This window comes from Pseudomonas sp. NBRC 111127, from assembly GCF_001320345.1.
GTDB lineage: Bacteria > Pseudomonadota > Gammaproteobacteria > Pseudomonadales > Pseudomonadaceae > Aquipseudomonas > Aquipseudomonas juntendi.
Map to the genome: position 1 here is coordinate 1 of NZ_BCBD01000171.1, position 11,578 is coordinate 11,578.

Annotated in this window: 23 protein-coding genes; 18 read left to right on the forward strand and 5 right to left on the reverse strand. The window is 59.6% G+C overall.

What is annotated here, in order from left to right:
* Both APH30_RS23005 and APH30_RS23010 read right to left on the reverse strand, forming a co-directional pair.
* Window positions 1-485: hypothetical protein (locus tag APH30_RS23005; RefSeq protein ID WP_156326618.1), on the reverse strand; the 485-nt coding region annotated here is incomplete at its 3' end.
* A gap of 76 nt (window positions 486-561) precedes the next feature.
* Complete coding sequence (locus APH30_RS23010) at window positions 562-1,080, reverse strand: hypothetical protein (RefSeq protein WP_054913861.1); 519 nt, start codon at window positions 1,078-1,080, stop codon at window positions 562-564.
* A gap of 429 nt (window positions 1,081-1,509) precedes the next feature.
* Between APH30_RS23010 and APH30_RS23015 the strand changes: the two genes are divergently transcribed.
* A complete protein-coding gene (locus tag APH30_RS23015; RefSeq protein ID WP_054913862.1) occupies window positions 1,510-1,836 on the forward strand; it encodes a DUF1654 domain-containing protein in 327 nt (108 codons plus the stop codon).
* Window positions 1,837-1,870: 34 nt separating this feature from the next.
* Here the strand turns inward: APH30_RS23015 and APH30_RS23020 are convergent, their stop codons facing one another.
* From APH30_RS23020 to APH30_RS23030, 3 genes are all read right to left on the reverse strand, one after another.
* Window positions 1,871-2,311 (reverse strand): type II toxin-antitoxin system YafO family toxin, encoded by a 441-nt coding sequence (locus APH30_RS23020; protein WP_054913863.1) that lies wholly within the window; start codon window positions 2,309-2,311, stop codon window positions 1,871-1,873.
* An 8-nt stretch (window positions 2,312-2,319) separates the two neighbouring features.
* Window positions 2,320-2,823, reverse strand: a complete 504-nt coding sequence (locus APH30_RS23025) for a hypothetical protein (protein ID WP_156326620.1) — start codon at window positions 2,821-2,823, stop codon at window positions 2,320-2,322.
* Between the two features lie 190 nt (window positions 2,824-3,013).
* The gene (locus APH30_RS23030; RefSeq protein ID WP_054913865.1) at window positions 3,014-3,856 is read right to left on the reverse strand and encodes a S24 family peptidase; all 843 of its coding nucleotides are present in this window, start codon (window positions 3,854-3,856) and stop codon (window positions 3,014-3,016) included.
* A 96-nt stretch (window positions 3,857-3,952) separates the two neighbouring features.
* Here APH30_RS23030 and APH30_RS28345 point away from each other — a divergent pair, with 96 nt between their 5' ends.
* The 17 genes from APH30_RS28345 to APH30_RS23110 all read left to right on the forward strand — a co-directional run bounded on the left by APH30_RS28345 (window position 3,953) and on the right by APH30_RS23110 (window position 11,392).
* Window positions 3,953-4,201: a Cro/CI family transcriptional regulator gene (locus APH30_RS28345; protein ID WP_016486618.1), complete on the forward strand. Its 249-nt coding sequence runs from the start codon at window positions 3,953-3,955 to the stop codon at window positions 4,199-4,201.
* 27 nt (window positions 4,202-4,228) lie between these two features.
* The gene (locus APH30_RS23035) at window positions 4,229-4,420 is read left to right on the forward strand and encodes a hypothetical protein (RefSeq protein WP_012053015.1); all 192 of its coding nucleotides are present in this window, start codon (window positions 4,229-4,231) and stop codon (window positions 4,418-4,420) included.
* A 333-nt stretch (window positions 4,421-4,753) separates the two neighbouring features.
* Window positions 4,754-5,569, forward strand: coding sequence for a Rha family transcriptional regulator (locus APH30_RS23045; RefSeq protein WP_054913867.1), 816 nt, complete (start codon window positions 4,754-4,756; stop codon window positions 5,567-5,569).
* Window positions 5,566-5,901: a hypothetical protein gene (locus tag APH30_RS28880; protein WP_156326622.1), complete on the forward strand. Its 336-nt coding sequence runs from the start codon at window positions 5,566-5,568 to the stop codon at window positions 5,899-5,901. The genes APH30_RS23045 and APH30_RS28880 overlap by 4 nt, the downstream gene beginning before the upstream one ends.
* On the forward strand, window positions 5,898-6,389 hold the full coding sequence (locus APH30_RS23055; RefSeq protein ID WP_054913869.1) for an HNH endonuclease: 492 nt from the start codon (window positions 5,898-5,900) through the stop codon (window positions 6,387-6,389). Before APH30_RS28880 ends, APH30_RS23055 begins: the two co-directional genes overlap by 4 nt.
* The gene (locus APH30_RS28350; protein ID WP_082416239.1) at window positions 6,386-7,123 is read left to right on the forward strand and encodes a DNA-binding domain-containing protein; all 738 of its coding nucleotides are present in this window, start codon (window positions 6,386-6,388) and stop codon (window positions 7,121-7,123) included. The genes APH30_RS23055 and APH30_RS28350 overlap by 4 nt, the downstream gene beginning before the upstream one ends.
* Window positions 7,120-7,863, forward strand: a complete 744-nt coding sequence (locus tag APH30_RS23065) for a replication protein P (protein WP_054913870.1) — start codon at window positions 7,120-7,122, stop codon at window positions 7,861-7,863. Before APH30_RS28350 ends, APH30_RS23065 begins: the two co-directional genes overlap by 4 nt.
* A 2-nt stretch (window positions 7,864-7,865) precedes the next feature.
* A complete protein-coding gene (locus tag APH30_RS23070; protein ID WP_054913871.1) occupies window positions 7,866-8,216 on the forward strand; it encodes a hypothetical protein in 351 nt (116 codons plus the stop codon).
* A complete protein-coding gene (locus APH30_RS23075) occupies window positions 8,216-8,452 on the forward strand; it encodes a hypothetical protein (RefSeq protein WP_054904557.1) in 237 nt (78 codons plus the stop codon). The genes APH30_RS23070 and APH30_RS23075 overlap by 1 nt, the downstream gene beginning before the upstream one ends.
* On the forward strand, window positions 8,449-8,763 hold the full coding sequence (locus APH30_RS23080; RefSeq protein WP_054904556.1) for a hypothetical protein: 315 nt from the start codon (window positions 8,449-8,451) through the stop codon (window positions 8,761-8,763). The genes APH30_RS23075 and APH30_RS23080 overlap by 4 nt, the downstream gene beginning before the upstream one ends.
* Window positions 8,756-9,172, forward strand: coding sequence for a recombination protein NinB (locus APH30_RS23085; RefSeq protein ID WP_054904555.1), 417 nt, complete (start codon window positions 8,756-8,758; stop codon window positions 9,170-9,172). The genes APH30_RS23080 and APH30_RS23085 overlap by 8 nt, the downstream gene beginning before the upstream one ends.
* On the forward strand, window positions 9,172-9,456 hold the full coding sequence (locus APH30_RS23090; protein WP_054913872.1) for a hypothetical protein: 285 nt from the start codon (window positions 9,172-9,174) through the stop codon (window positions 9,454-9,456). The genes APH30_RS23085 and APH30_RS23090 overlap by 1 nt, the downstream gene beginning before the upstream one ends.
* Window positions 9,447-9,749, forward strand: a complete 303-nt coding sequence (locus APH30_RS23095; protein WP_054904553.1) for a nuclease domain-containing protein — start codon at window positions 9,447-9,449, stop codon at window positions 9,747-9,749. The genes APH30_RS23090 and APH30_RS23095 overlap by 10 nt, the downstream gene beginning before the upstream one ends.
* The gene (locus APH30_RS23100; RefSeq protein ID WP_054904552.1) at window positions 9,746-10,105 is read left to right on the forward strand and encodes an endodeoxyribonuclease RusA; all 360 of its coding nucleotides are present in this window, start codon (window positions 9,746-9,748) and stop codon (window positions 10,103-10,105) included. The genes APH30_RS23095 and APH30_RS23100 overlap by 4 nt, the downstream gene beginning before the upstream one ends.
* Entirely contained in the window at window positions 10,102-10,224 is a 123-nt protein-coding gene (locus APH30_RS29690) for a hypothetical protein (RefSeq protein ID WP_256217074.1), read from the forward strand. The genes APH30_RS23100 and APH30_RS29690 overlap by 4 nt, the downstream gene beginning before the upstream one ends.
* Entirely contained in the window at window positions 10,221-10,766 is a 546-nt protein-coding gene (locus tag APH30_RS23105) for a hypothetical protein (protein ID WP_054904551.1), read from the forward strand. The genes APH30_RS29690 and APH30_RS23105 overlap by 4 nt, the downstream gene beginning before the upstream one ends.
* A 92-nt stretch (window positions 10,767-10,858) precedes the next feature.
* A complete protein-coding gene (locus APH30_RS23110; protein WP_054904550.1) occupies window positions 10,859-11,392 on the forward strand; it encodes a GIY-YIG nuclease family protein in 534 nt (177 codons plus the stop codon).
* Window positions 11,393-11,578 lie beyond the last annotated feature (186 nt).

The window sequence follows — 11,578 nt, forward strand, 5'->3', positions numbered from 1 at the left end:
TTCACATCGTTGATCGCGGACTTGGCGCTCTTTTCCAGCGTGTCTTTGATGTAGAGCCTCATCAGGACAGTCAAGCGGGGGCCGGATTCGCGCCAGTTGTAGTCGCCCGACTCGTCTTTCGACTGGCCGCTGACGTTGACCTTCTCGCTCATGTATGTTTCGGCTCTGCTGGCGATGTATTCCTTGAAGGTCATCGGCTCCCCCTTCGGCTCGCCATAAGAGCTTGTCTTGCGCATGTCGGCCGATTCGATGATTTCGCCAACACGCGGAAGCACATGCTCGGCGAACATGGCGTCGATCTTCTGATCAATAGCCTCCTTCACTCGTTGCTGGATCTGCTGCTGGAAGCGAGACGACCGCGAGAACTCTTCGCCATCCTCGTCATAGCCAACCGAGTGGAGCAGGGTGTGAACCGCCTGCTGGACAATTCGGTCGGCGAGATCGGTTGCGCTCACGCCCAGCGCTTCAAGGGTCTTGATATCCATTCTTTTCACCTGTGGTTGTGCCCGACTGGGCGGTTGATTTCCCGTCTGGCCCTGTTGCCAAGGCCAGCCAGTGAAATCAGTGGAAAACTACGGCGCCGCCGTCAGCAGCAACCTCGAAAGCCACTTTCCACTCCTGATACTTTTCCCAGAAGTAGCCACCAACGGCCTCGGCTTTCCCAGCGAAGTCGGCGTAGTCCTTGGCTAGCTTCGCGCTGACCACGGGGCCGATGGTGCCGTCGCAGTCCGAGAACAGGATCTGCTCGTAGAACGGGCCTTCACCTGCCTTGTTAGCGCCTCCGAAGTAGGGGAAGCGCTTTTCGTATTCGTCGCTTGGGTTGGCATCCGGGGTGTAGCCGGCAAGCTTCGCCAGCTCATCGCGCCAAGCGCTGTAGCGACCGTAGCCAGTGCTCAAGCCTGAGCCTTCCTCGCCAAGCTTGTAGGTCATGCCTTCTTTCAGGCCCTCCGCGCGGCCCGGGAAGTCCTTGTTGAAGTAGAAGTCGCGGTAGTTGTCGTAATCGACCAAGTCGCCGTGTTCATCACGCTCGGCGTCTGGCGCCTCGACCAATTTGCTGAATGCAGAAACGCCCAAGCCCATTTTGTGTACCTCCAGGTGGATTCCCAAAGCCGGCTCAATGAGCCGGCAGAGGTGAATCGTTCTGTTCTCTCTCAGGCCCCGGTCGCTCACCCGGTATCGCGCTTCCTGCATCTGTCGAGGCATGCGCGCCGCTTGGATGCCGCTCTATTTCGGCACACCTGATCGCACCAGAGCCCTGCGGGGATGGTGGCCTGCTATGCCTGCAGGCTCGGCGGTCTTGGTTGTTAAAGAGCGGTGAGGCTTGAGGGCCTCCCGAGGGGCTGTGTAGCGCCTCGATGGAATGAACGATAAGGCAATGCCTAATTCTTGTAAATAGGTAATGCCTAACTTTTTTCATAGGTGCCTAATCCGCTCTCCGGGCTTGCATCGTTCGACGACTCGGGTAAGCTCTGCCTAATACTGGATGGATGTACAGTTAACGGAGGAAGGATGGCCAAGCAGAGGAAGTCGACCCCACAAGCGCGCCAAGAGATGACCGCCCTTGAACGGCTGGGTCTGAGGGTGTCGTCGATGATCAACCATCCGATCGCGCAGTCGCAGCGCTGGGTGACAATCCATCGCCTGGACACGGATGGAGACATGGAGTGGGAGGAGGTGATGGGGCTGCTTGCCGAAACGCCGGAGCTGGAGCTAACGTTCAACGATGACGAGAGCGTGACGGTCCGGTGGGAAGAGCAGAGCGCCGAGGATCGAGACGACCTGGTCGTGAAGCGGGATTGGGAGGACGAGAGGGTAGAGGAGGAGGCGCCTTTTTAAAGGGCATGAAAAAGCCCGCCGAGGCGGGCTGATTCTAATTGTTGTCGCGCCAATCTTTAGCTAATCGAGCAAGGTAGCGCATAGCAGATCTATCCCTCGCCTTGGTATGTGCGTCGGGCCAGAACATGGCAAGGATCAAATAACGATTCTCATAAAGCTCACCTGGAACGTAAACCAGCGCTGCGTCGTCACCAGGCCTCCCAAATTTACAGACCCTGTCATGCTGGGGGACGCCTTTCGGGAAAGAGTTTGGCGGAATCCTGATGTGGATATGCATTAGGCATGACTGGAGGGCGAGCGGTGGTTGCGTGTAGGGCACGTCGCGCCCAAAAATCGAAGGTATGGCGAGCCGCTTCGATTCCATATACCTACGGAACTCGCTTAACAAAAGATCTGAGAGCCCCGGGTGTTTCTCGTCTATGGGAGAGAAAAACTCACCAAACGTCCCTGGATGGAAAGATACCTCTACCGTCATAGAGCGCCTTAGGCCAGCTGGCCGAGTCTGCGTGTCGTGTGCTCAGCCAAGTCCCGCAGGCCGGTACGGCTCAAATCGCTCTGGAATTCTTCAGGCTTGACAAAGAACTGTTGATAGATGCTATCAATCGTAGTCATCCTGGTGCGAACCTTCGCGACCGCCCTACGCAAAGCGATGTGATCTGATTGCAGTGGCAAAGGCACATCAGCCAAACGAAGGTTTTCTTCAAGCTGCCTAACTGCCTGAAGTAGCTCGATATTCTTGAGGTACTTGGTATCGTCCAGCGAGCTAGACTTCATGACTGCAGCTACGCTTTGGGAGTAGACCGAATCTAGCTCAGCCCAGCCTTGCGTTAGCTCGGCAATCACTCCACGCAGGTTGGATAAGCTAACCGGATTGGCACAGGATTCACGCACTGCGCGTGATGCTTCTTGATGCGAGATGGTCGAGTAGTCACCTACCAAGGCGAGAGCGGCGACTATAAGGGCCGGTGCTGCCGCTTTGATTGACATGAAAACCTCCATTTGAAAACTCGATGGCGAAATTCGCCAAATCGGACCGCGATTATCGGCTCCGGAGAAAAATAGTCAATCCACCTTGCGCCACGAAATCGTAAAACCGATAAACGTGGCGCGCAGGATCACTATAGTAAAGACGAGCGGAGCAGGCGCAGGTTCAGGCCATTATGCTGAATTCAGCGGATCAAACCAGATGCGCGTTCCACACCAGCAACACCCTGGCCTGAATGTAGGTCATGTCCCTGCGGATCAGCCGATCCTTGTGCCTCGGGTTGTCCGAAATCATCTCGTAGTGCTCCTCATCAGCCACCTGCAGGCGCTTGATGTAGAGCAGGTCATCCCAGACGAATAGGTACACCCCATCGCCCACGAAGTCGCGGACGTTGATGTTCACGATCAACGGGTCGCGATGCTTGATGGTGGGCTCCATCGACTGACCCCAGCCGGTGACCACCTTCAGGTGGTAGTGCTCCTCGAACTCGACGCCGATTTCCCGCAAGTGGCTGGGGCTGACGCGAATGTCCTTGAGCATTTCCGGGTAGTCGTGCGGCAGCTGGCCGCCACCCATTGCAGCGCGGATATCGTAGTGGGCTATCCGAACCTCGTCCCCGACCAGGCCGGGCCGGGTGAAATCTACGGTAATCACATTTCCTTCATCGGTCGCTTCGGCGGCTGCAATCAACTGCGCGCGCGCCGAATCCGACAAGTTCTTGCCTTGCTTGGCGAGCATGGCGCGAACCATATCGGCGGCTGAGCCAGGCGCCGGCTCTGCGACAGGTTCAGAGGTGACGTCTGGGATGCTCTCGTAGGAGAAGCCTGGGCGAAGCCCCCAGTGCTCAGGGCCAACAACATCAGAAAAGTAAGCGATCACGTCCATCAGCTTGGACTTGTCGATCCGGCCGTTTTTCACCCAGCCCTGTACCGACGGAGGCTTCACCTGGAAGTCGTCTGCGAGCTGTTTCTTCGATACGCCCTTGGCGATCCGCGCAGCATCAATGGCTGCACCTAATTCTGGTCCGGTAAGCATTGCCTAATTAGGCCTATCGCCAGCGTGGTTAGGCAATGGCTTGTACGAAATAAGGTAATGCCTTATATTCATCGGTAAATCTCCAGGAGAGAACTCATGAAATCAGCAGAAGCAGCCAAAGAAGCATCCCGCGTGCTGGGCAGCCAGGCGGAATTGGCGCGCCGGCTGAATGTTGCGGCTCCAACCGTCAACCAATGGTGTTCGGGAGAGCGCACGGTCCCAGCCAAGCGCGCACTACAGATTGAGGCGCTTACGAATGGCGCTGTGAATCGTGCCGATCTGTGTCCTTCGTTCCCATGGAGCCAGATCGACAGCAACCCGACCCACGCGCTTTCCGCCGCTTAACCACTTTCAACCACAAAGGAACCCACCGTGTCGTACTTCGACCCCGACCACCTGCACAACAAGCCCACCAAGGTTCGCTTAGATGAGGCTGCCGACGATCTGCTGTCGGCGATGGCTCGCTTCAAGCGCACGCAGAAGGCTGTGCTCGCCAGGGAAATTCTGGAGCGCGGTCTCGACCAGATGATGCAAGAGCTTAACGCGAAGACTGACGTGGCCTGAAGTGGCCGAGGAGGCCCTGTGCCAGAAAGCAAAGAGCTGGGAATCCAGCTCGACGGGAAGGGCAATTCAGATCTGGAGTTTCTCGCCAGGCAGAAGGGCTTAACCCCAGAGCAACTGGCGGCACAAATCATCAATGAGGCTCTGAACAGGATGACGAGAACTGAGCCTGGCCGAAGCAATGTTCGGTCGTTTCGCAAGGGCTAATAAGCCCCTGAGGGACTCATGAGGAACTGCCGTTGAACACAGCAAAACCCAAACCGCAGGCGCAAAAAAACCGGGTGGCCGCCCGGTTCTTTGTACTGCATTCGTAAAACGTGTGTGAGGTCATCTTATATGCATCAGACCATCCAAAGCAATACCGTGGCCCTCGCGCCACAAAATGCGAACCACGATTTCGTGGCGCGCATGTCATCCAGGGAGATCGCTGATCTTGTCGGGTCACGGCACGACAGCGTCAAGCGAGCTATGGAGCGCCTGCAAGTAAAGGCCATCGTGAGCTTTACACCGTCGGTGGAAACCTCTCACGAAGGCCAAGGCTCCAGGCCTGTAGAGGTTTTCCTGGTCAACAAGCGCGATAGCTTCGTCGTTGTCGCCCAGTTGTGTCCGGAATTCACCGCCGCTCTGGTAGACCGCTGGCAAGAGCTGGAGGGGCAGGTGGTCGCCGCGCTGCCCGACTTCACCAATCCTGCCGCCGCCGCACGCGCCTGGGCAGACCAGGTAGAGCAGAAGGAGGCGTCCGAGAAGGCGCGCCTGCTGCTGAAGGTTGAAGTCCAGGCCCAGGCCAAGAAGATCGACCACCTGGAGAACCTATTCAAGGAGGGCATGAGCCACGTCCAGTTCTGCAAGGGCCTCAATGGGGTCAACGTGATGCAGGTTGGTCACTTCCTTGAGGGCCGCAACTGGCTCTACAACGAGAGCAAGTCCGGTACCCGATACCGCGTCGCCGCCTACGCTCGTGACAAGTACATGACCGAGCACCAGCAGACCATCACCCCGCACGGCAAAGACCCATTCATCAGCTACACGCCGATCCTGCTGCGCAAGGGCGCCGTGCGCCTGTACGAGCTGTACCTGTCCGGCGACCTGCCCATGAAAAAGAACTGGGACGGCCTGCACACTCACGACAAGGCCGTGCGGGGTGCAGCATGAACTACCTGATCTGCAATAAGACATTGAGGTCATGCCCAACACCTGGAATGTGCTCGCCGCATGGCGGATGCAAGCCAGAAGAGCTCAAGGGTATCGGACATGTTGATTTAGGGGCGTTCGTTGATTGGGTTTACAACCTCAAACTGGAACGAGATCAGCTCAAGGCCGAGAACGAAGAACTCAAGCAGAACGTGCGCTACAGCGACCAGATAATCGAGACCCGGGGCCGCCTGCTGAAGTTGATCCCGCCATGCCCTGTGCACGGCGAGGAATGCGTCCCGCATGCAATGGAATGGGTATCCGCGGCCCTGGCAAAGGAGCGCGGCCAATGAGCGTCCAATCCATGATGTGGGCATTGGGGCAGCAAGAAGTCGATCCGCTCGAAAAGTTCGTGCTGCTGTGCATCTGTGACAACGCGCAGGAGCCGTTTTCAAGCGTCAGTACCGCTTCTATTGCGCGCTACACGAACGTTTCGGAGGACCAGGTTAAGCGACTCATTGAAAGCCTTGAAGATCGAGGCCTGATCGAGGTTGCCGGGCGCGATCGGTTCATCCTGTCCTTCGAAGGTGACGCGCCTGCCAAACCATCCTACCGGAAGAAGGTGATCAGCCCGAGGGTTCGGCTATCCGTGTTTGAGCGCGACGGGTACGCCTGCCTGCGCTGCGGTAGCCGGGCCGATCTGCGTGCCGATCACGTCGTTCCAGAGGTGGAGGGCGGCGAAGCTACAGAAGATAACCTGCAAACCCTCTGCGCACCGTGCAACAGCTGGAAAGGCACGAAGACCGTAGATTTCCGTGGCCAGGGGAGGCGCATAGCATGAGCATCATCCGCGCGCCTCGCCCCGAGGCCAATTTCTACATGCTCAACAAGTCGATCAGCGAGGACGGGCGCCTGAGCTGGGCCGCCCGTGGCCTGCTGGTCTTCCTGCTGGGCAAGCCGGACCACTGGGCCGTGTCCGTAACCCATCTGCGCAACGAGACCGCCAAGTCCTCAAAGCCGACCGGCCGAGACGGCGTGTACGGCCTGCTGCAAGAGCTGATCTCTGCCGGCTACGTCGAGCGCCGCCAGGACCGTTACGAGTCCGGTTTGCTGGGCGAAACCCACTATGTCGTGTCTGAAACACCGCTTCCGGCTTTGCCGTATCCGGTTGAACCGCTTCCGGCTCAGCCGTATCCGGCAAATCCGACACTAGTAAGTATTGATGGTGAGCAAGGACTGAAAAAGCGAGCAAGGACTGAAAAACCTTCGCCAGCGAAGGTCGCGGGTTTCGATCCGCTCAAGTCCTGCCCGGCCAACGTCAGCCCGGAAACCTGGGCGCAGTGGTGCCAACACCGCCGCGAGATCAAGAAGCCGCTCACCAAGACCTCCTGCGAGCAGCAGGCAGCCAAGCTGGCCAACCACCCGGCACCCGACGCCGTGATCAACCAGTCCATCAGCAACGGCTGGACCGGCCTGTTCCCGGAGAAGGTGCTGCTTGGTGCACAAGCCCGCCGCCCGGCCGGCCCGGACTTCGATGATCAGTCCTGGCGCCACGACACGAGTGATGACCTATGAAGAACGTCACCCAAATGATTCCCGCAGCTGCGCGAGCCCTGCAGGTCAGCCAGCCGGTACCGGTTGCCGGGGTTCCTCTGGGCGTGGTCGACGATGCCACTGGTGAGGTGGTGGAGAAGATCTTCCGTCAGCTGCAGGCCATCTTCCCGGCCCACAAGCAGGCCTGGCCGGATGACAAGGCGCTGAAGGCTGCCAAGCGCAGCTGGACGAAGGGCCTGATCGACGCCGGAATCAGCGACATCAACCAGGTGCGCTACGCCATCGAGGAGTGCCGCCGCAGCGGTTCGCCGTTCGCGCCGAGCGTCGGCCAGTTCATTGGCTGGTGCAAACCGTCGCCGGAGCGCCTGGGCCTGCCCGCAGCTGATGACGCATGGATGGAGGCATTGGAGGGGCGCTACAGCCACGAGGGCGTCCGCCTGGCTGCAGTGGCCACCGGCCTGTTCGATCTGCGTGCCGCGCAGCCGACCGACAAGGCGCTGCACCGTCGCTTCGACCGGGCCTACGAGATCATCGTCCGCCGCGCCCAGGAGGGCGAGCCACTGGACGGCAAGATCGCCACCGGCATCGGCCATGACAGCCAGAAGAGCCTGGCCCAGCTGGCCGACGAGTACGCCGCCCGGCGCCAGGTCCGCATGCTGGAAGTCCAGCAAATTCCCAGTGGTGCAGCCGCATGCCGTGCCCACCTGCTGGCCAAGTTGAACATCAAGCGCGCCGGGCAGCCGGCCGGGGAGGGGGTGTGAGCATGACTGACAAGGAATTGCTGGACCTGGCCGCAAAGGCGGCCGGGCTGGGCGAAGTACTTGCCATGCCCATGTCGAGAACTGAGGTTTCGTATGTGGTTGAGCAGTTCGACGGCGGCCCATTGAAGCCATGGAACCCCTTTGAGGATGACGGCGACGCGCTGCGCCTGGCTGTGGAGCTTGGAGTGAAGCTTCGCTGGCATCCCGTTCTACGCCAAGCGCTGGCTTGGATTCCGATTGATATCGAGATCCGTGTAGGGATCGAGGAATGCTCAAGCGCCGGCGCCGCTACTCGACGCGCCATTGTCCTCGCCGCCGCCGAGATGGGCAAAGCCATGCAGGAGAAGCACTGATGGACACCAACAAGATGCGCGACCTCAGCCGCGAGCAGTTCGAGGCGTGGTTCGAATCCTCTGGCATGGAGAAATTCAAAGAGACGGCCTGGGCATCCTGGCAGGCAAGCCGCGCCGCCGTGGTGGTGGAGTTGCCCGAGGCTCACATGAATGGCTCGTACACGGACCCTCAAGTTCTTTACGCGGAGGAGGTTCGACATGCAATCGAGGCCCAGGGCCTGAAGGTGGCGTCATGACCATCGACCTTTTCAGGAAAGACCTGATTGTTGAAGTGCTGCACATGGGCGAGGGCGACGAGACCTTCATCACGGCAGTCAGTGGCCGCATCACTGTGGAGCGTCTGCAGGAGATTGAAAAGCAAATGGCTGACGGCGAGGGGTTCGATAAGGGCGCCGGATCGTACGTGTTCGACTGCGCTTACTTCCCAGGCCAGTACGGTGAGTTCGGCTACTGCGAATTGCCGCCGTGCTGGGAACTGACTCCCGTCGGGTTCGTATCTCTTGAGCAACTGGTCCTTGAAACGGCCGAGGAAGGCGACGATGACTGACTTCGTGATGCACAGCATGGCCGACGCCAACCGCTTGCTCGGCATGCTGCAGGCCCAGGACTTCACCCGGCCCAAGAAGATAGTCATCAAGGACCAGGACCGCAGCGGCGAGCAGAACAAGAAGCTCCACGCCTGCCTGAGCGATATCGCCAAGCAGGTGGAGCACGCCGGCAAGAAGTGGAACGTGCTGATCTGGAAGCGCCTCCTGACGGCCGCCTGGCTACGTGAGAGCGGCGAACAGCCGCAACTGATACCAGCCATCGACGGGAACGGCTTCGACGTCGTGTACGAGCGCACAAGCCAGCTCAGCGTGAAGCAGTGCGCGAGCCTGCTGGAGTGGATTCAAGCATTCGGCGCCGAGCACCAGGTGCGGTGGAGCCAAAAGGATCTGTGGGAGGGGCGGTACTGATGAGCCATCAATTCAGGCCGGGCGACCTGGCTCTTGTGATATCGGCCAGCGCTGGATGTGAGCAGAACATCGGGATGGTCGTGGAAGTGGTTGAGGTGGAATGCCCAGCCGTTGACCCGTACCCCATCTGCGTCCGTGGTGAAGGAATGATGGGGCGCTTTGCTGGTGGCGGCCAGGCGTTCCCAGTCAACTCGAACTGGTGCCGTCCGGCCCAGCTCATGCCCCTGCGCGGCGACTTCGAACCCGAGCAGCAGAAAGCCAAGGAGGCCGAGCCATGCGCGTAGTAAGCAAGAAGGTGCGCGAGAGCGCCCGTGGCCAGGACTGCACCGTCCGCATCCCTGGCATCTGCAACTTCAACCCGGAAACGACCGTGCTGGCGCACCTGCCATGCGGGCAGAAGGGCATGGGCATGAAGGGCTTCGACACCGTGGCGGTCTACGCCTGCAGCGCCTGCCACGACGTGCTCGATGGCCGGGGGAAAGGAGAAGTGGACTGGTCCGACATGCCGCGGGCGATCGCTGAGACTCATGAGGCCCTGATCCGGGCCGGCATTTTGACCGTGAAGGGGGCCGCATGACGGAACTGACGCTACCGTGGCCACCGGCCGCATGCAGCCCGAATGCCCGGGTGCACTGGACCAGGAAGAGCAAGGCGGCCAAGTCCTACCGGGCAGCCTGCCACCTGCTGGTGAAGCAGGCCGGCATCAAGGCGCCGGAAGGTGATGCGCTACTCATGCTTGAGTTCGTCCCGCCAGATCGACGCCGGCGCGACGACGACAACCTGCTGGCGATGTTCAAGGCGGGCCGTGACGGCCTGGCAGATGCCCTGGGCATCGACGACAACGTATTCGCCACCCAGATCAGGGTGAGCAAGGAAACGACCAAGGGCGGCGCTGTGCGCGTACACATCAAGCCAATGGGGGCAGCAGCATGATCTGGACCATCACAGACACGGCCGGCGTGCTGCTCCTCGCTATGGCCATCGTTTCGGCCTGGTGCGCTATGCGCGCCAACAGCATCCAAACCCGCCGCAAGAAGGAGAACGCACAGTGAGCTATCAGAACGTGGTATCGGCAGTCGTTCGCGCCCTGGCGGCCGAGACGATCAACAGCGCCGGCGGTTGCGACTTTGAGCCGAAGGTCCAGGCCGCCAAGCAGAAAGGCGCAATCGTGGGAAAGGAAGCGGCATTCCTCATCGACTGCATGGTGTTCAGCCGGCTGCACAAGAACCTGAGCGCATCGCACTGGCGCCACCTGGTGGCGAAGTACTCCACTCACGTGGACCGCAAGCATGCTGCCATCGAGGAGCTGACGCGCACCCATAGCTCGCCGGCCCCGGATCGTTTTCGCCAATGCGCCATCCTGACCTGGGCCATGCCAAAACTTCCGGGTGTCGATGGCAAGCGCAGCACCAGCGTTTTGCCGGCGGCCTGGTACGAGATGGACAACTGGAGCGATGACCCTCATCCCATCAAGACGCAGGAGCGCTGGAGGCGTGACATTCGCAAGGCTCTTGAGCGCGAAGTAGACGCTGCACTGGTAGAAGCCCAGCACATTCTCGACCATGAAGGCCTTTTGGTGGCAAATGTCGCTTGACTGCGATTGAGCCATTGAGCCAATATACGTCCATCCTGTGATTCCTGCGCCTGATGATGGCGGCAACGGTCACAGGATGGTCTGGAGATATCATGACCCAGATCCATCGCTTCCCCTTCATCGAGACGTCCAGTCTCCCCAGCTACAACATTTGCCAACGGTCACGCTGCCTCCGAGATGCATTGGAAGGCACGCATTACTGCGCAGGCCATCAGCCGAAGCCGAAAGCTCCTGATTCCGCCTGGGCTGGCATGAAAGTTGTCTACATCATTGGCGCTGCCGGAGACGAGTTCGTCAAGATCGGCTATGCCACAGACCTGAGCGCTCGCTTGGTGAATATGCAGGTAGGGTCGGCGCGAGAGTTGCTGGTGCACTGCGTGCTTGAAGGTGGCGTCAAGGTCGAATCCATTCTCCACCTGGAGATGCAGGCGCATCATGTGCGTGGAGAGTGGTTCAAGGCCGAGCCAGTCAAGGCGTTGTGCGAGAAGCTCCAGAAATGCCGTCACACCCGCATGAGGCTCAAGGTTGAGTCGGTCATCAGTGAGTGGAGCGACGCCGGCCACCCATGGGATGGTAGGGGAGTAGCGAAGCGTCGAAAACGACCAGGATTCACGATCAGAACGTAAACAAAGCCCAGCCAAGTGCTGGGTTTTTTGGCCCCAATAGGGCCTCAAGAGTCCCGGCTCAGCGCCGGGATTTCTTTTTCTAGTGTTGGGACCCACTGCCAGCGTGGCCCGCAAGGGATGACTGGACGCGGATAAGCCGGTAGTGCCGCGATGCAGAAAAACACCGGCAGCCCAAGCGCTCATTCC